At 52.3% G+C, this 17,052-nt stretch carries 17 protein-coding genes; 13 read left to right on the forward strand and 4 right to left on the reverse strand.

Annotation, left to right across the window (positions count from 1 at the left end):
* The first annotated feature begins 56 nt into the window (after positions 1 to 56).
* The 3 genes from rnm to rluB all read left to right on the forward strand — a co-directional run bounded on the left by rnm (position 57) and on the right by rluB (position 2,531).
* The gene (gene rnm, locus ACO7SM_RS10245; RefSeq protein WP_490470709.1) at positions 57 to 938 is read left to right on the forward strand and encodes an RNase RNM; all 882 of its coding nucleotides are present in this window, start codon (positions 57 to 59) and stop codon (positions 936 to 938) included.
* The gene (locus ACO7SM_RS10250; protein ID WP_203361022.1) at positions 935 to 1,555 is read left to right on the forward strand and encodes an L-threonylcarbamoyladenylate synthase; all 621 of its coding nucleotides are present in this window, start codon (positions 935 to 937) and stop codon (positions 1,553 to 1,555) included. The genes rnm and ACO7SM_RS10250 overlap by 4 nt, the downstream gene beginning before the upstream one ends.
* 100 nt (positions 1,556 to 1,655) lie before the next feature.
* On the forward strand, positions 1,656 to 2,531 hold the full coding sequence (gene rluB / locus ACO7SM_RS10255; RefSeq protein WP_192612393.1) for a 23S rRNA pseudouridine(2605) synthase RluB: 876 nt from the start codon (positions 1,656 to 1,658) through the stop codon (positions 2,529 to 2,531).
* Between the two features lie 85 nt (positions 2,532 to 2,616).
* Here the strand turns inward: rluB and cobO are convergent, their stop codons facing one another.
* Positions 2,617 to 3,207, reverse strand: coding sequence for a cob(I)yrinic acid a,c-diamide adenosyltransferase (gene cobO, locus ACO7SM_RS10260; protein ID WP_203361023.1), 591 nt, complete (start codon positions 3,205 to 3,207; stop codon positions 2,617 to 2,619).
* Entirely contained in the window at positions 3,204 to 3,965 is a 762-nt protein-coding gene (locus tag ACO7SM_RS10265; protein WP_490470710.1) for a YciK family oxidoreductase, read from the reverse strand. Before ACO7SM_RS10265 ends, cobO begins: the two co-directional genes overlap by 4 nt.
* Before the next feature lie 236 nt (positions 3,966 to 4,201).
* Here ACO7SM_RS10265 and sohB point away from each other — a divergent pair, with 236 nt between their 5' ends.
* On the forward strand, positions 4,202 to 5,248 hold the full coding sequence (sohB, locus tag ACO7SM_RS10270; protein WP_490470711.1) for a protease SohB: 1,047 nt from the start codon (positions 4,202 to 4,204) through the stop codon (positions 5,246 to 5,248).
* A 35-nt stretch (positions 5,249 to 5,283) separates the two neighbouring features.
* On the opposite strand, the gene ACO7SM_RS10275 is transcribed toward sohB, so the two are convergent.
* Positions 5,284 to 5,535, reverse strand: coding sequence for a YciN family protein (locus ACO7SM_RS10275; RefSeq protein WP_162383544.1), 252 nt, complete (start codon positions 5,533 to 5,535; stop codon positions 5,284 to 5,286).
* A 394-nt stretch (positions 5,536 to 5,929) separates the two neighbouring features.
* Between ACO7SM_RS10275 and topA the strand changes: the two genes are divergently transcribed.
* The 6 genes from topA to acnA all read left to right on the forward strand — a co-directional run bounded on the left by topA (position 5,930) and on the right by acnA (position 13,566).
* Complete coding sequence (topA, locus tag ACO7SM_RS10280; protein ID WP_490470712.1) at positions 5,930 to 8,527, forward strand: type I DNA topoisomerase; 2,598 nt, start codon at positions 5,930 to 5,932, stop codon at positions 8,525 to 8,527.
* Between the two features lie 209 nt (positions 8,528 to 8,736).
* Complete coding sequence (gene cysB / locus ACO7SM_RS10285; RefSeq protein ID WP_490470713.1) at positions 8,737 to 9,711, forward strand: HTH-type transcriptional regulator CysB; 975 nt, start codon at positions 8,737 to 8,739, stop codon at positions 9,709 to 9,711.
* Positions 9,712 to 10,036: 325 nt separating this feature from the next.
* The gene (locus tag ACO7SM_RS10290; protein WP_490470714.1) at positions 10,037 to 10,177 is read left to right on the forward strand and encodes a YmiA family putative membrane protein; all 141 of its coding nucleotides are present in this window, start codon (positions 10,037 to 10,039) and stop codon (positions 10,175 to 10,177) included.
* A 3-nt stretch (positions 10,178 to 10,180) separates the two neighbouring features.
* Positions 10,181 to 10,357 (forward strand): hypothetical protein, encoded by a 177-nt coding sequence (locus ACO7SM_RS10295; RefSeq protein ID WP_490470715.1) that lies wholly within the window; start codon positions 10,181 to 10,183, stop codon positions 10,355 to 10,357.
* A 248-nt stretch (positions 10,358 to 10,605) separates the two neighbouring features.
* Positions 10,606 to 10,701, forward strand: a complete 96-nt coding sequence (gene ymiC, locus ACO7SM_RS10300; protein WP_490470716.1) for a small membrane protein YmiC — start codon at positions 10,606 to 10,608, stop codon at positions 10,699 to 10,701.
* A 189-nt stretch (positions 10,702 to 10,890) separates the two neighbouring features.
* Positions 10,891 to 13,566 (forward strand): aconitate hydratase AcnA, encoded by a 2,676-nt coding sequence (acnA, locus tag ACO7SM_RS10305; RefSeq protein ID WP_490470717.1) that lies wholly within the window; start codon positions 10,891 to 10,893, stop codon positions 13,564 to 13,566.
* 202 nt (positions 13,567 to 13,768) lie between these two features.
* On the opposite strand, the gene ribA is transcribed toward acnA, so the two are convergent.
* A complete protein-coding gene (gene ribA / locus ACO7SM_RS10310; protein WP_490470718.1) occupies positions 13,769 to 14,359 on the reverse strand; it encodes a GTP cyclohydrolase II in 591 nt (196 codons plus the stop codon).
* Between the two features lie 195 nt (positions 14,360 to 14,554).
* Between ribA and pgpB the strand changes: the two genes are divergently transcribed.
* The 3 genes from pgpB to lapB all read left to right on the forward strand — a co-directional run bounded on the left by pgpB (position 14,555) and on the right by lapB (position 16,954).
* On the forward strand, positions 14,555 to 15,319 hold the full coding sequence (gene pgpB, locus ACO7SM_RS10315; RefSeq protein ID WP_490470719.1) for a phosphatidylglycerophosphatase B: 765 nt from the start codon (positions 14,555 to 14,557) through the stop codon (positions 15,317 to 15,319).
* Positions 15,320 to 15,469: 150 nt separating this feature from the next.
* Positions 15,470 to 15,778, forward strand: a complete 309-nt coding sequence (locus ACO7SM_RS10320) for a LapA family protein (protein WP_490470720.1) — start codon at positions 15,470 to 15,472, stop codon at positions 15,776 to 15,778.
* A 6-nt stretch (positions 15,779 to 15,784) separates the two neighbouring features.
* A complete protein-coding gene (lapB, locus tag ACO7SM_RS10325) occupies positions 15,785 to 16,954 on the forward strand; it encodes a lipopolysaccharide assembly protein LapB (protein ID WP_490470721.1) in 1,170 nt (389 codons plus the stop codon).
* The last annotated feature ends 98 nt before the right edge of the window (positions 16,955 to 17,052 follow it).

Raw genomic sequence — 17,052 nt, forward strand, 5'->3', positions numbered from 1 at the left:
TTGCCGGAAACGCTATGATGTCTGTGAAAGAGCCATTATTAAGACGGGAGCTCGCCTTGAGCGACACGAATTACGCAGTGATTTATGACCTGCACAGTCATACAACGGCGTCCGATGGACGGTTGACGCCAGAAGCGTTGGTACACCGTGCAGTTGAGATGCGAGTCGGCACGCTGGCGATCACCGATCATGACACCACAGCCGCTATTCCGGCGGCAAGAGAAGAAATTTCACGTTCCGGGTTAGCCCTGAATTTGATTGCTGGCGTCGAAATCTCGACGGTCTGGGAAAATCACGAAATCCATATCGTAGGGCTGAATATCGATATTGCCTGTCCGGCGATGTGTGCTTTTTTGGCCGAACAAACCGAACGTCGCCAGCAGCGTGCGCGTTTGATTGCCGAGCGGCTGGACAAAGCCCATATTCCCGGCGCGTGGGAAGGGGCGCTACGCCTTGCGGATGGCGGGGCGGTAACTCGCGGGCATTTTGCTCGCTTTTTGGTGGAATGCGGTAAAGCGACCACCATGGCGGATGTGTTCAAAAAGTACCTTGCGCGTGGGAAAACCGGATACGTTCCCCCACAGTGGTGTACAATAGAACAAGCTATTGATGTGATTCATCATTCTGGCGGTAAGGCGGTGCTGGCCCATCCAGGGCGATACGACCTTAGCGCTAAGTGGCTGAAAAGATTGGTTGCGCATTTTGCTGAACACCGCGGTGAAGCGATGGAAGTCTCGCAATGCCAGCAATCTCCCAATGAACGTACCCAACTGGCGACATTGGCGCGCCAGAATCAACTATGGGCATCGCAAGGCTCTGATTTTCATCAACCTTGCCCGTGGATTGAGTTGGGTCGTAAGCTCTGGCTGCCAGCAGGCGTCGAAGGCGTATGGCAGTTATGGGAACAGCCCGAAGACACCACAGTGAGGGAAGTATGAGCCAGTTTTTTTATATTCATCCGGAAAACCCGCAGCCGCGCCTGATTAACCAGGCTGTCGAGATTGTGCGTAAAGGCGGGGTGATCGTGTATCCCACCGATTCCGGTTATGCGCTTGGTTGCAAAATCGAAGATAAAGGCGCCATGGAGCGCATTTGCCGTATTCGTCATCTGCCAGATGGGCATAACTTTACGCTGATGTGTCGGGATCTGTCGGAACTGTCGACCTATTCCTTCGTCGATAACGTCGCGTTTCGTTTAATTAAAAACAACACGCCGGGTAATTACACCTTCATTCTGAAAGGCACCAAAGAAGTGCCGCGCCGCCTGTTGCAGGAAAAACGCAAAACCATCGGGCTTCGCGTGCCGTCAAATCCGATTGCGCTGGCGTTGCTGGCCGCCCTGGGCGAACCCATGCTGTCGACATCATTGATGTTGCCGGGCAGCGATTTTACCGAGTCGGATCCTGAAGAGATCAAAGACAGGCTCGAGAAGCTGGTTGATTTGATTATTCACGGGGGCTATCTCGGTCAACAACCCACGACGGTCATTGATTTAACCGATGATTCTCCGGTGGTCTTGCGCGAAGGCGTCGGCGACGTTAAACCTTTCTTATAAGGGCGCAACTCTGTATACTACGCGGCCTTAAAATGGCGCTGTACAGCGCCGTTGATTCTCCTGTTCGACGCCTGTGAAGGCGACACCTAAAGGAAGCTCTATGAGCGAAAAGTTACAGAAAGTGCTGGCTCGCGCTGGCCACGGCTCCCGCCGTGAAATCGAATCGATTATTGAAGCCGGTCGTGTGAGCGTCGACGGCAAAATTGCCACGCTTGGCGATCGCGTTGAAGTGACACCGGGTCTGAAAATTCGTATCGACGGTCACCTGATCTCGGTGAAAGAGTCTGCGGAACAAATTTGTCGCGTTCTGGCCTATTACAAGCCTGAAGGCGAACTGTGTACCCGTAACGACCCGGAAGGTCGTCCTACGGTTTTTGATCGTTTACCCAAACTGCGTGGCGCACGCTGGATTGCGGTAGGGCGTCTGGACGTCAACACCTGCGGTTTGCTGCTGTTTACGACGGATGGCGAACTGGCAAACCGTCTGATGCACCCGAGCCGTGAAGTTGAGCGTGAATACGCTGTGCGTGTCTTTGGTCAGGTCGATGAAACCAAACTGCGCGATCTGAGCCGTGGTGTGCAACTGGAAGATGGCCCTGCGGCCTTTAAAACCATTAAGTTCAGCGGCGGTGAAGGGATTAACCAGTGGTACAACGTGACGTTGACCGAAGGGCGTAACCGTGAAGTTCGCCGCCTGTGGGAAGCTGTGGGCGTGCAGGTAAGCCGTTTGATTCGCGTACGTTACGGTGACATTCCGCTGCCAAAAGGTCTTCCGCGCGGCGGCTGGACTGAGCTGGATCTCGCACAGACTAACTATTTGCGCGAACTGGTGGAATTGCAGCCAGAAACCGAATCAAAAGTGGCCGTCGAGAAAGACAGACGTCGCATGAAAGCGAATCAGATTCGCCGTGCGGTGAAACGTCACAGTCAGGTTGGCAGCGGTCGTCGTTCCGGCGGTCGTAACAACAACGGTTAACGCTTTTGTAGGCCTGATAAGCGTAGCGCCATCAGGCAATTGCGCGGTGCCGGATGGCGCCGCAAGCGCCTTATCCGGCCTACAGTCAGTAATCGATACCCATTTGGGCTTTCACGCCCGCTTCAAAAGCGTGTTTGACCGGGCGCAGTTCGCTCACGGTATCCGCCAACTCCAGAATATCCCGATGACAACCACGTCCGGTGATGATAACCGTTTGATGCGCCGGGCGCGCCTTTAAGGCGTCCAGAACCTCTTCAAGCGGCAGATAGTCGTACGCCACCATATAGGTCAACTCGTCCAGCACCACCATATCCAGCGTTGCGTCGGCCAGCATACGTTTACCATGCTCCCAGACGGCCAGACACGCGGCGGTATCCGCTTCACGGTTTTGCGTCTCCCAGGTAAAACCTGTCGCCATCACCTGAAACTCAACGCCATGGGGTTCAAGCAAATTCCGCTCCCCGTTTGGCCAGGTTCCTTTGATAAATTGCACCACGCCGACATGCTTTCCATGGCCGACTGCACGCGTTGCCGTACCAAAGGCAGCGGTTGTCTTACCTTTGCCGTTGCCGGTAAACACAATCACAATCCCGCGTTCGTCTTGTGCCGCCGCAACGCGGGCATCAACCTTATCTTTTACGCGCTGTTGGCGCTGTTGGTAGCGTTCTTCACTCATTGGGCGATTCCTGGTTTACGGCCCGGTTGGGCATCAAAAGTCATACCGGTTTTACGACGGCTGTCATCGCCCATCAGCCACAGATAGAGCGGCATAATATCGGCGGGTGTTTTCAGTTTTAACGGATCTTCTGACGGGAAAGCGCTGGCGCGCATACCGGTGCGTGTGCCGCCAGGATTGATGCAATTGACCCGCAATTGACGATTTTGATACTCATCTGCCAGCACCTGCATCATGCCTTCTGTTGCAAATTTTGAGGTCGCATAGGCGCCCCAGTTAGCGCGTCCCTGTCGACCGACGCTCGAGGAGGTAAACACCAGTGAACCGGCATCTGATTTGAGTAATAAAGGAAGCAACGCCTGCGTCAGCATAAATGTCGCGTTGACGTTAACCTGCATCACGTCCTGCCAGACCTGCGGATTCTGTTCGCTCATCGGGCAAATATCGCCGAGCAGTCCGGCGTTGTGCAATACACCGTCAAGACGCGGGTAGTGCGCTTCAATGCGCTGGGCCAGTTGATAGCAATTTTCTGAGCTACAGGTCAGCAAATCCAGCGTAAACCACGGCGGCATTGAATCTGTTGTCCCGGCAATGGTCTGCGCCACCTGACGCAGTTTTTCTTCGTTACGGCCGAGCAAAATGACGCTGGCGCCGTAGCGGGCATAGGTGAGCGCTGCCTCACGGCCAATGCCATCACTGGCGCCAGTGACCAGAATAATACGGCCCTGCAGTAAATCGTGTTTAGGTTGGTAATGCACGGCTACTCCTCGGCGACACGTTGGGTCACCCTGCCAGTTGTCTTATCTTTTCATTAACTTTTGGGTTTTATGCCTGAAACCCTACGGTTTTTCAATCAGCCAACGGTGATAACGCCGTAAAATGAACGCTTTGTCATGTTTTTCACAGAGCAATATCTCGATGGATGAAGCGAGACGGGTTCACAGGCCTGTTGTACACTGAGGCAAAGTTGGAATGTTTAACCAAGGTGGGACTCGTGGAATTGTTGTCTGAATATGGGTTGTTTTTGGCAAAAATCGTCACCGTGGTGGTGGCGATTGGCGTCATTGCCATGATTGTTGTGAATGCTACCCAGCGTAAACGTCAACGCGGTGAATTGCGGGTGACGAATCTCAGTGAGCAGTATAAAGAGATGAAAGAAGAGCTGGCGATGAGTCTGCTGGATGGCGCACAGCAAAAGCTTTGGCATAAAGCGCAGAAAAAGAAACACAAGCTGGAGGCTAAGGCCGCGAAAGCTAAAGCGAAGTTGGGCGAGAGCGACGCTCGCGGGAAACCCCGTGTCTGGGTGCTCGATTTCAAAGGCAGCATGGATGCACACGAAGTGGGTGCATTGCGTGAAGAAGTGACCGCGGTGCTGGCGGTGGTTAAACCGCAGGATCAGGTAGTGGTTCGCCTGGAAAGCCCCGGGGGCGTTGTCCACGGCTATGGTCTGGCGGCATCACAATTACAGCGCCTGCGCGATAAGCAGGTTCCCTTGACCGTAACGGTCGATAAAGTGGCGGCCAGCGGCGGGTATATGATGGCCTGCGTGGCCGATAAAATTGTCTCGGCGCCGTTTGCCATTGTGGGATCGATTGGGGTTGTCGCTCAAATACCGAACTTTAACCGCTTCCTGAAGGGCAAAGAGATCGATATTGAGCTGCACACTGCCGGACAGTACAAACGTACGCTGACGCTGTTGGGGGAGAATACGGAAGAAGGGCGACAGAAATTCCGTGAAGATCTGAATGAAACCCATCATTTGTTCAAAGATTTTGTACAGCGGATGCGCCCAAGTCTGGATATCGAAAAGGTGGCGACAGGCGAACACTGGTACGGTCAACAGGCGCTGGAAAAAGGGCTGGTGGACGAGGTTAATACCAGTGATGACGTGATCCTTGATCTGATGGACGGTCGCGAAGTGCTGAGCGTGCGGTTTATGCAGCGTAAAAAACTGATCGATCGTGTTACGGGCAGTGCCGCAGAGAGCGCGGACAAATTGTTGCTTCGCTGGTGGCAACGCGGGCAAAAGCCGCTGATGTAAACGAAAACGCGAGGCACAGGCCTCGCGTTTTGCTTTCAGTCGATCAGGTGATACTTCTCAGAGAGCACATGAGCTAAATGTTTAAACATGTTAAACACCGCGGTGCTTTTTGGGGTCGGCAATCCTTGCTCGTCTAAAAAGTAATCGCCACTGAAGACCAGTACGCCGTTTCGCTGTGTCACACCGGTGGCTACAATCCCCGCCAGCGTGTCCTCATGCTCACGAATGATTTTGTTGGCTTCTTTCAGCAGTGTTTCACGATCGATAGGTTGAGTGTCTTTGTGCATTTTTTACTCCTTAAACAAGGACATTAGTCTACGCCGAGCGCCGCTTATGGGCAAATATTCCATGAGCAAAGCGAGGGCTTTATGCCACAGGCGTCACTGGCGAGATTTGTTTTTGCATGCTAATAAAGTTGCGTAACGGATTTTATCAGGTACAGTGTGACGCTTTCGTCAATCTGGCAACAGAATTGCTTGACATTCAACCACAATTCCGTCGTGCTATAGCGCTTGTGTGCTAAAAAACCTGTTAACTCAGTCACCTGACTATTTCGTGCACACAGTCAGTATAAGGGGTTGATATCCGTCGTCGCAGAGACCATATCGGTGTCTCGTCGCCAGCGGAAGGTGAATCAACGTGCGACGCATTCTGGAAGAATCAAATTAGGTAAAGGTGAATATGGGTAAAGCTCTTGTCATCGTTGAGTCCCCGGCAAAAGCCAAAACGATCAACAAGTATCTGGGTAATGACTACGTGGTGAAATCCAGCGTGGGTCATATCCGTGATTTGCCGACCAGTGGCTCAGCAGCTAAAAAGAGCGCCGACTCTACCTCCACCAAAACGGCCAAAAAGCCCAAAAAGGATGAACGTGGCGCGCTCGTCAATCGTATGGGGGTTGACCCGTGGCACGACTGGGATGCGCACTACGAAGTGCTGCCCGGCAAAGAGAAGGTTGTCTCTGAACTTAAACAGTTGGCTGAAAAAGCTGACCACATCTATCTCGCAACCGACCTTGACCGCGAAGGGGAAGCCATTGCCTGGCACCTGCGGGAAGTGATCGGGGGTGATGAGACACGCTACAGTCGTGTGGTGTTTAACGAAATTACCAAAAACGCGATTCGTCAGGCATTTGAAAAGCCCGGCGAGCTGAATATTGATCGTGTTAATGCCCAACAGGCGCGTCGCTTTATGGACCGCGTCGTAGGCTATATGGTCTCTCCGCTGTTATGGAAAAAGATCGCGCGTGGCCTCTCTGCCGGTCGCGTTCAGTCCGTTGCGGTGCGCCTGGTCGTTGAGCGCGAGCGCGAGATCAAAGCGTTTGTTCCAGAAGAGTTCTGGGAAATCGATGCCAGCACAACCACGCCATCCGGCGATGCGTTACCGCTGGAGGTCACGCACCAGAACGATAAGCCGTTCCGTCCGGTTAACCGCGAGCAAACGCTGGCGGCGGTGAGTCTGCTGGAGAAAGCGCGCTTAAGCGTGCTGGAACGTGAAGATAAACCGACCAGCAGCAAGCCGGGTGCGCCGTTTATCACCTCTACGCTACAGCAGGCGGCCAGTACGCGTCTGGGCTTTGGCGTTAAGAAAACCATGATGATGGCGCAGCGCTTGTATGAAGCGGGCTACATCACTTACATGCGTACTGACTCAACAAACCTGAGCCAGGACGCGGTATCCATGGTGCGTGATTACATCAGCGACAACTTCGGTAAGAAATATCTCCCGGACAACGCCAATCAGTACGCGAGCAAAGAAAACTCGCAGGAAGCGCACGAAGCGATTCGTCCTTCTGACGTCTCCGTTCAGGCGGAAGTCCTGAAGGATATGGAAGCCGATGCGCAGAAACTGTATCAACTGATCTGGCGTCAGTTTGTCGCCTGTCAGATGACTCCGGCACAGTACGATTCCACCACGCTGACCGTTGGCGCAGGGGATTTCCGTCTGAAAGCGCGTGGCCGTATCCTGCGTTTTGACGGCTGGACAAAAGTGATGCCTGCGCTGCGTAAAGGTGATGAAGACCGCACGTTACCTGCCGTGAATAAAGGCGATGCGCTGACGCTGGTCGAACTGACCCCGGCGCAGCACTTCACCAAACCACCGGCGCGCTTTAGTGAAGCGTCACTGGTGAAAGAGCTTGAAAAACGCGGTATCGGTCGTCCGTCAACCTATGCGTCGATCATTTCTACGATCCAGGATCGTGGTTATGTGCGCGTTGAGAACCGTCGTTTCTATGCAGAAAAAATGGGCGAAATCGTCACCGATCGTCTGGAAGAAAACTTCCGCGAGCTGATGAACTACGATTTTACCGCGCAAATGGAAAACAGCCTTGACCAGGTGGCGAAGCACGAAGCCGAATGGAAAGGGGTGCTCGACAATTTCTTCAGTGATTTTACTCAGCAACTGGATAAAGCCGAGAAAGATCCTGAAGAAGGCGGTATGCGTCCGAATCAGATGGTATTGACCAGTATCGACTGCCCAACCTGTAGTCGTCAGATGGGGATCCGCACCGCCAGTACCGGCGTGTTCCTCGGCTGTTCCGGTTATGCCCTGTCGCCGAAAGAGCGCTGCAAAACCACCATTAACCTGGTGCCGGAAAACGAAGTCCTGAACGTGCTCGAAGGCGATGATGCAGAAACCAACGCCTTGCGTGCTAAACGTCGCTGCCAGAAATGCGGCACGGCGATGGACAGCTATCTGATCGATCCGAAACGTAAACTGCACGTGTGTGGTAACAACCCGACGTGTGACGGTTACGAAATCGAAGAGGGCGAGTTCCGCATCAAAGGGTATGACGGCCCGATCGTTGAGTGTGAGAAATGTGGTTCTGAAATGCACCTGAAAATGGGGCGTTTTGGTAAATACATGGCCTGCACCAACGACGAGTGCAAAAACACCCGTAAGATTTTGCGTAACGGCGAAGTGGCTCCACCGAAGGAAGATCCGGTTCCGCTGCCTGAACTGCCGTGTGAAAAATCCGATGCTTACTTCGTCCTGCGTGACGGGGCGGCAGGTATCTTCCTGGCGGCGAATACGTTCCCGAAATCACGTGAAACCCGTGCACCGTTAGTGGAAGAGCTGTACCGCTTCCGCGATCGTCTGCCGGAAAAACTGCGTTATCTGGCCGATGCGCCACAGCAGGATGCCGACGGCAACAAGACCCTGGTACGCTTCAGTCGTAAAACGAAACAGCAATATGTTGCTGCGGAAAAAGACGGAAAAGCCACCGGCTGGTCAGCCTTCTTTGTCGACGGCAAGTGGGTGGAAGGTAAGAAATAACCGTTAACTGACAGTAAGTTGATGTAAAAAGGTCGCGAAAGCGGCCTTTTTTATGGGCGACGTATTATTTTTTCGCCACGTCTATACACTACAGATATTAATGATATAGTGGTTATAGTTAACGACTTTCTTATTATTAAATCGTATTAGCAACTCGGCGGAGTTTGCTCTCAAACGATGATCTGATGGCGCAAATCTGGATGGCTAACATGAAATTACAGCAGCTTCGCTATATTGTTGAGGTGGTTAATCACAACCTTAATGTCTCCTCAACAGCAGAAGGACTTTACACCTCCCAGCCGGGCATCAGTAAGCAAGTTCGTATGCTGGAAGATGAGCTTGGTATCCAGATTTTTGCCCGTAGCGGGAAACATCTTACGCAAGTCACTCCGGCAGGGCAGGAAATTATTCGCATCGCGCGTGAGGTGTTGTCAAAAGTGGATGCGATTAAGTCGGTCGCCGGGGAGCATACATGGCCCGATAAAGGTTCACTGTATATTGCCACCACGCACACTCAGGCACGCTACGCACTGCCAAATGTCATCAAAGGATTTATCGAGCGCTATCCACGCGTGTCGTTGCATATGCATCAGGGATCGCCAACCCAAATTGCGGAAGCGGTATCCAAAGGCAATGCGGATTTCGCCATTGCCACCGAGGCACTGCATCTGTACGACGATCTGGTCATGCTGCCGTGCTATCACTGGAACCGTTCTATTGTCGTGACCCCGGAACATCCGCTGGCAGCGAAATCATCGGTCTCAATTGAAGAGCTGGCGCAATATCCGCTGGTGACGTACACCTTTGGCTTTACCGGGCGATCTGAGCTGGATACCGCGTTTACGCGCGCTGGCTTAACGCCGCGTATTGTCTTTACTGCAACGGATGCGGACGTTATCAAAACCTACGTCAGACTCGGGCTGGGGGTTGGGGTGATTGCCAGCATGGCGGTCGACCCTATTGCCGATCCTGACCTTGTTCGTGTTGATGCACATGATATTTTCAGCCACAGCACGACTAAGATCGGTTTTCGTCGTAGCACATTCATACGTAGTTATATGTATGATTTTATTCAGCGTTTCGCGCCGCATTTGACCCGTGATGTGGTAGATACCGCCGTGGCATTACGTTCTAACGAAGAAATCGAAGCCATGTTTAACGATATTAAACTGCCTGAGAAGTAATCGCGAATGTGCTGTTTTTGGTATCTCCTGCCAATGGGAGATACCAAAATAATGTCGGATATATTGACCTGGAAATTGAATTAACGTTCCTGAAAATAGTAACCGTATAATATTCAAGGTAATGATGTCGTAAAGTAGTTATAAATTCCCCGCCTCGCAAATTTCACCCTTCAAATATTTATTTCGTGTCAAAAGATTGATTTATTCACTGGAAACGATGCGTAAATTCGCTGGATTTCTGACTAAACTTTCTTTAGGATTTGTCTCATCTGATGATTAGTTGCATCAATTGTTTGGTGCTAAAACAATAAGTGATGTCGATTGTATGAGGTTAGCAATGCCGTCTGGAAACCAGCAACCACGTCGAGACCCTGAGCTGAAACGCAAAGCCTGGCTGATGGTTTTTGTTGGCTCCGCGCTGTTCTGGGTTGCGGTTGCGCTGTTAGTCTGGAAAGTGTGGGGATAAATCATGGTCACACAAGAGCAGCAGTCAGCCTTGTCAAAACAACCTCCGCAGCGTGATGACGAGAAAGAAACGGCAACGGGATGCGTGACGCAAATTCCAGAGTCCTGGAAACTGACGCAACAGCAGCAGGCATTTATTGATTCATTTGCCGACGATGAGCAACAGAAAAATAATCAATAAAATTCTTATTCTCACTTTTTAGTTCAGATGATTAATAGCCTGAGCTGTCATTATTTCTACACCCCAGCAATATCGCGCTGAGAAAATCTCAGTTAATTTTACCGGGTTCGAATTACCGTATCGCACCAGATGAGAGAAGCCCTGGGCTTACTGCCGTCGGTGTCTGAGGTAGGGCGAACACGATCGCAGCGCAGGTCGCTTGAAATACGATGAGCATATTATTCTCTGAACAAATGCAGGTGTCGCTTATGCAAACAGGCAGTGTTAAATATTGGTCATGGCTAAGCACGTTCTTCGTCTCGCTGTTATTCTGGGCCTCATTGTTGGGGCTCGTTGTCCGCTAATTCTCTTCTTCTCAATGCCCGATAGCGTCATGCCGTCGGGCATTATCGAGTATTGATTCCCTCTCGCCACGTTCCTCCTCGTTTATCAATTCGGGTTGTTATCAAAACGTTACATTTTGTTTGTGTTATCTTTAATACTAACCCTGAGGAGAATCCGGGTTTCGCAAACCCTGTTATTAAGGAGGAGCTATGTCGTCAACCCTACGAGAGGCCAGTAAGGACACGCTACAGGTCAAAGACAAAACCTGGCATTACTACAGCCTGCCGTTAGCAGCGAAATCGGTGGGTGACATCACCCGCTTACCCAAATCATTAAAAGTTCTGCTCGAAAACCTCCTGCGCTGGCAGGATGGAAACTCGGTTACCGAAGAGGATATCCGGGCACTGGCGGGCTGGTTGAAAAACGCCCATGCTGACCGTGAAATTGCTTATCGCCCGGCCCGTGTTCTGATGCAGGATTTTACCGGTGTGCCGGCGGTCGTCGATCTCGCCGCTATGCGCGAGGCGGTCAAACGTCTGGGGGGCGATACGGCCAAAGTCAACCCGCTGTCTCCCGTTGATCTGGTGATTGACCATTCGGTCACGGTCGATCATTTTGGCGATGAGGGCGCGTTTGAAGAAAACGTCCGACTGGAGATGGAGCGTAACCACGAACGCTATGTTTTCTTGCGCTGGGGACAGCAGGCGTTTAGCCGCTTTAGCGTAGTCCCTCCGGGAACCGGAATTTGCCATCAGGTTAACCTGGAATATCTGGGTAAAGCGGTCTGGAGTGAGTTACAGGATGGCGAGTGGGTGGCGTATCCGGATACGCTGGTAGGAACGGATTCACATACCACCATGATTAATGGCCTGGGCGTATTAGGTTGGGGGGTCGGCGGGATCGAAGCGGAAGCGGCGATGCTGGGCCAACCCGTGTCGATGCTGATCCCTGATGTGGTGGGATTCAAACTGACCGGTAAATTGCAGGAAGGTATTACCGCCACCGACCTGGTGCTGACGGTCACGCAAATGCTGCGTAAGCATGGTGTGGTGGGCAAATTCGTCGAATTCTACGGCGATGGGCTGGATTCGCTGCCGCTGGCCGATCGGGCAACTATCGCCAATATGTCCCCTGAGTATGGGGCGACGTGCGGTTTCTTCCCGATTGATGCCGTCACCCTGGATTATATGAAATTAAGCGGACGTAGCGACGAACAGGTTGCGCTGGTGGAAGCCTATGCGAAAGCGCAAGGCATGTGGCGCAACGCGGGCGATGAACCGGTGTTCACCAGTTCGCTGGAATTAGACATGGGCGAGGTTGAAGCGAGTCTGGCGGGGCCTAAGCGCCCGCAGGACAGGGTCGCTTTGGGCGATGTCCCAAAAGCCTTTGCCGCCAGTAACGAACTGGAAGTGAACACGGCGCAGAAAGACAGACTGCCTGTTGATTATGTTCTGAACGGTCATCAATACCAGTTACCGGATGGCGCCGTGGTGATTTCGGCCATCACCTCCTGTACTAACACCTCAAACCCCAGCGTATTGATGGCTGCCGGGTTACTGGCGAAAAAAGCAGTTACGCTGGGACTGAAACGCCAGCCCTGGGTAAAAGCCTCGCTGGCGCCCGGTTCAAAAGTAGTCTCCGACTATCTGGCACAGGCAAAACTAACGCCGTATCTCGACGAGCTGGGATTTAACCTGGTGGGGTATGGCTGCACCACCTGTATCGGTAACTCCGGCCCGTTGCCCGATCCTATCGAAACCGCCATTAAAAAAGGGGATTTGACCGTGGGGGCGGTACTTTCTGGCAACCGCAACTTTGAAGGCCGAATCCATCCGCTGGTGAAAACCAACTGGCTTGCGTCGCCGCCGCTGGTGGTAGCCTATGCGCTGGCCGGAAATATGAACATCAATCTGGCGAAAGAGCCGCTGGGTCATGATAAAAAAGGCGATCCGGTCTATCTGAAAGATATCTGGCCGTCGGCACAAGAGATTGCCCGCGCCGTTGCGCAGGTTTCAACGGAGATGTTCCGCAAAGAGTATGCGGAAGTCTTTGAAGGAACACCGGAATGGAAAGCGATTGAGGTTGAGCGCTCAGACACGTATGGCTGGCAGCCTGATTCGACCTATATTCGTTTGTCGCCTTTCTTTGACGAGATGCAGGCACAGCCCGATCCGGTTGAAGATATTCATGGGGCGCGTATTCTCGCCATGCTGGGTGATTCGGTCACTACCGACCATATTTCGCCCGCCGGGAGTATCAAGCCGGACAGTCCGGCAGGCCGCTATCTGCAAGGGCGTGGCGTCGAGCGTAAAGACTTTAACTCCTACGGTTCACGACGCGGCAACCATGAAGTGATGATGCGTGGCACATTTGCCAATATTCGTATTCGTAACGAAATGGTGCCGGGGGTTGAAGGTGGAATGACGCGTCATTTACCGGGCTCCGGGGTTGTGGCGATCTACGATGCAGCGATGCAGTATCAACAGGAGAAAACGCCACTGGCGATTATCGCCGGGAAGGAATACGGCTCAGGGTCAAGTCGTGACTGGGCGGCGAAAGGGCCGCGGTTGCTGGGGATCCGCGTGGTGATTGCGGAGTCTTTTGAGCGTATTCACCGGTCGAACCTGATTGGGATGGGGATTTTGCCTCTGGAGTTCCCGCAAGGCGTAAGCCGTAAAACGCTTGGGCTGACCGGCGAGGAAATCATTGATATTGCGGATCTGCAAAAACTGAAACCCGGCGCGACGATTCCGGTCACTCTGACCCGGGCGGATGGCAGTACAGACGTCGTTCCTTGTCGATGCCGCATTGATACGGCGACCGAGTTAACGTATTACCAGAACGACGGCATTCTGCACTACGTGATTCGTAATATGCTGCATTAAACGATCAAAAAAGCCTGCGTGAGCATAACACTGTTCACTTAAGCCAATGAATGAGGGGAAACTCCGGGATTTAGTTCCCGGAGGGATACCAAACCCGGTGGTCGCCCCGGATATCCTGGTCTTAAACTTACGGTGTTATGCGTGAGCAGGCTTTTTCCCCAACATGCGAGGGCTTCACTTACCGGGCGCGCAAGGCGGACATTTACTCATCCAGCAAATGGCCCATTTTGGCGGCTTTGGTATCCAGATAGTGTGCGTTTTTCGGGTTACGCCCGACAATCAGCGGCACGCGTTCAACGATATTGATACCGGCTTCTGTCAGGATTTCGACTTTCTTCGGATTGTTGGTGAGCAGGCGAACTTCATCCACGCCCAGCAACTTGAACATATCCGCACAGAGGGTAAAGTCACGCTCATCTGCGGCAAAACCTAACTGGTGGTTGGCTTCAACCGTGTCATAGCCTTGATCCTGCAACGCATACGCGCGAATTTTATTGAGCAGACCGATATTACGTCCTTCCTGGCGGTGATACATCAGGATACCGCGACCTTCTTCCGCAATGTGCGAAAGTGCGGCTTCGAGCTGAAATCCGCAATCACAGCGCAGGCTAAACAGCGCGTCGCCCGTTAAACATTCAGAATGGACACGTGCCAGGACCGGTGTATTCCCTGAAGTATCGCCATAGACCAGCGCGACGTGATCGTGTCCGGTTGCCAGTTCTTCAAATCCCACCATCAGGAAATCGCCCCATGGGGTTGGCAGTTTGGCTTCTGCCACACGTTTAAGCTGCATGTATTTCTCCAGATTATGCTGGCACCTGACGTGCCGTCGCCTATTGGCTTCTGTATGGGTCTATTTTGCCATAAGCCGACGGACTTCACCTAATCACTGTCGTGCGTTCGAATTTGGAATGGCACAAATTTGTCAATTTTCCCGACCTGCGTCATTTTCGGTTATGATTGCGTGAATTATCAAAGGGGAGAGTTCATGCTTTCAATCGCCAAACGTACCGCAGTCGGTGCCGCGTTGTTACTTGCCATGCCTGTTGCCGTGTGGATATCGGGCTGGACATGGCAGCCGGGACACAATGTCTGGTGGTTAAAAGCCTTATACTGGGTAACGGAAACGGTCACTCAGCCGTGGGGAATTATCACTCATGTGATTCTATGTATTTGGTTTCTTTGGTGTTTGCGCTTTCGCCTCAAAGCGGCCATTATGCTCTTTGCGATCCTCGCGGCGGCGATTATGCTGGGTCAGGGGATAAAATCCTGGGTCAAAGAACGCGTCCAGGAACCTCGTCCATTTGTTATTTGGCTGGAAAAAACGCACCATATTCCTGTTGATGAGTTCTACACTTTAAAGCGTAAAGAACGTGGTAACTTAGTGAAAGAACAACTGTCCGGACAGCATGATATTCCGAGCTTTTTACGCAAACACTGGCAAAAAGAGACGGGTTTCGCATTTCCTTCCGGACACACGATGTTTGCGGCCAGTTGGGCATTACTGGCCGTGGGGCTGTTATGGCCCCGCAGACGAACCCTGACCATTGCGGTGTTATTGGTTTGGGCGACTGGCGTGATGGGGAGTCGGATGGTGTTGGGGATGCACTGGCCTCGCGATTTAGTGGTGGCGACCGTGATATCCTGGCTTCTGGTCACGCTGGCGACCTGGCTGGCGCAACGGCTGTGCGGGCCTTTAACGCCGCCGGTGGAAGAGGTTCGTGAGATAGCTGAACGTGAACAAGAAGACTGATCGTGGTTGATTTTCCGTAATTTGCCCTTAAATCATTTGATGGCAGGGCGCTTTTCCATTTCGCAGTCGTCGTGAAAATGGTAATTTAGCAGGATGAATGCGGTAAGTTGAACACGATTTATTCGCTCAAACCACATAACGGGAAGTAATGTGAAATATTTACTCATTTTCTTACTGGTGTTGGCGATTTTTGTTATTTCGGTAACATTGGGTGCGCAAAACGATCAACAGGTAACGTTTAATTATCTGTTGGCTCAGGGCGAGTATCGTATCTCTACTTTGCTTGCCGTCCTGTTTGCCGCAGGTTTTGCCATTGGTTGGCTGATTTGTGGTCTGTTCTGGCTGCGGGTTCGCGTTTCGCTGACGCGTGCAGAACGTAAAATTAAACGACTGGAAAACCAGCTTGCGCCTGCGATCGACGTTGCGGTAACTGCCGATTCGTCGGTTGCGAAGGAATAATCATTTATGTTGGAGTTGTTGTTTCTGCTTTTACCTGTAGCGGCAGCGTATGGCTGGTATATGGGTCGCAGAAGTGCGCAACAAACAAAACAGGATGAAGCTAACCGCTTGTCTCGCGATTATGTCGCCGGGGTTAACTTCCTCCTGAGTAACCAACAGGACAAAGCGGTGGACCTGTTCCTCGATATGCTAAAAGAGGATACCGGCACCGTTGAGGCTCATCTCACCCTCGGAAACCTGTTTCGCTCACGTGGCGAAGTCGACAGGGCTATTCGTATTCACCAAACTTTGATGGAAAGCGCATCACTCACCTATGAACAGCGCCTGCTGGCGGTTCAACAGTTGGGCCGTGATTACATGGCGGCGGGACTGTACGATCGTGCAGAAGACATGTTCACCCAACTGACTGATGAAACCGACTTTCGTATCAGCGCGCTACAGCAACTGCTGCAAATCTACCAGGCGACCAGCGACTGGCAAAAAGCGATCGACGTGGCGGAACGGTTGGTGAAACTCGGCAAGGATAAACAGCGTATTGAGATTGCCCATTTCTATTGCGAGTTAGCACTGCAACAGATGGGCAGTGACGATATGGATCGCGCGATGGCGCTGTTAAAAAAAGGTGCTGCGGCAGACAAAAATAGCGCCAGAGTCTCTATCATGATGGGGCGGGTCTACATGGCCAATGGCGACTATGCCAAAGCGGTTGAGTGCCTGCAACGCGTCATCTCTCAGGATAAAGAACTGGTCAGCGAAACGCTGGAAATGCTGCAAACCTGCTACCAGCAGCTCGGGAAGAACGACGAATGGGCTGAGTTTTTACGTCGGGCTGTCGAAGAGAACACCGGCGCCGCGGCGGAATTAATGCTGGCTGATATTCTGGAAGGGCGTGAAGGCAATGATGTCGCGCAGGTCTATATCACCCGGCAGTTGCAGCGTCATCCTACGATGCGTGTGTTCCACAAGCTGATGGATTACCACCTTAATGAAGCAGAAGAAGGGCGCGCCAAAGAGAGTCTGATGGTGCTGCGTGATATGGTTGGCGAACAGGTGCGCAGTAAGCCTCGTTATCGCTGCCAGAAGTGTGGATTCACGGCGTATACGCTGTACTGGCACTGTCCGTCCTGCCGTGCGTGGTCGACCATCAAACCGATTCGTGGTCTTGACGGCCAGTAGTTTTAAAAAAAATCTTATTTTAGTTACAACATCCTTATTGTTTTTCATCCCGCGACCTCCGGCAATCGTGCAACGGGGTCTGGCAGGAACGCAAACGA

It is taken from the genome of Citrobacter sp. LJND-P06 (assembly GCF_058188415.1).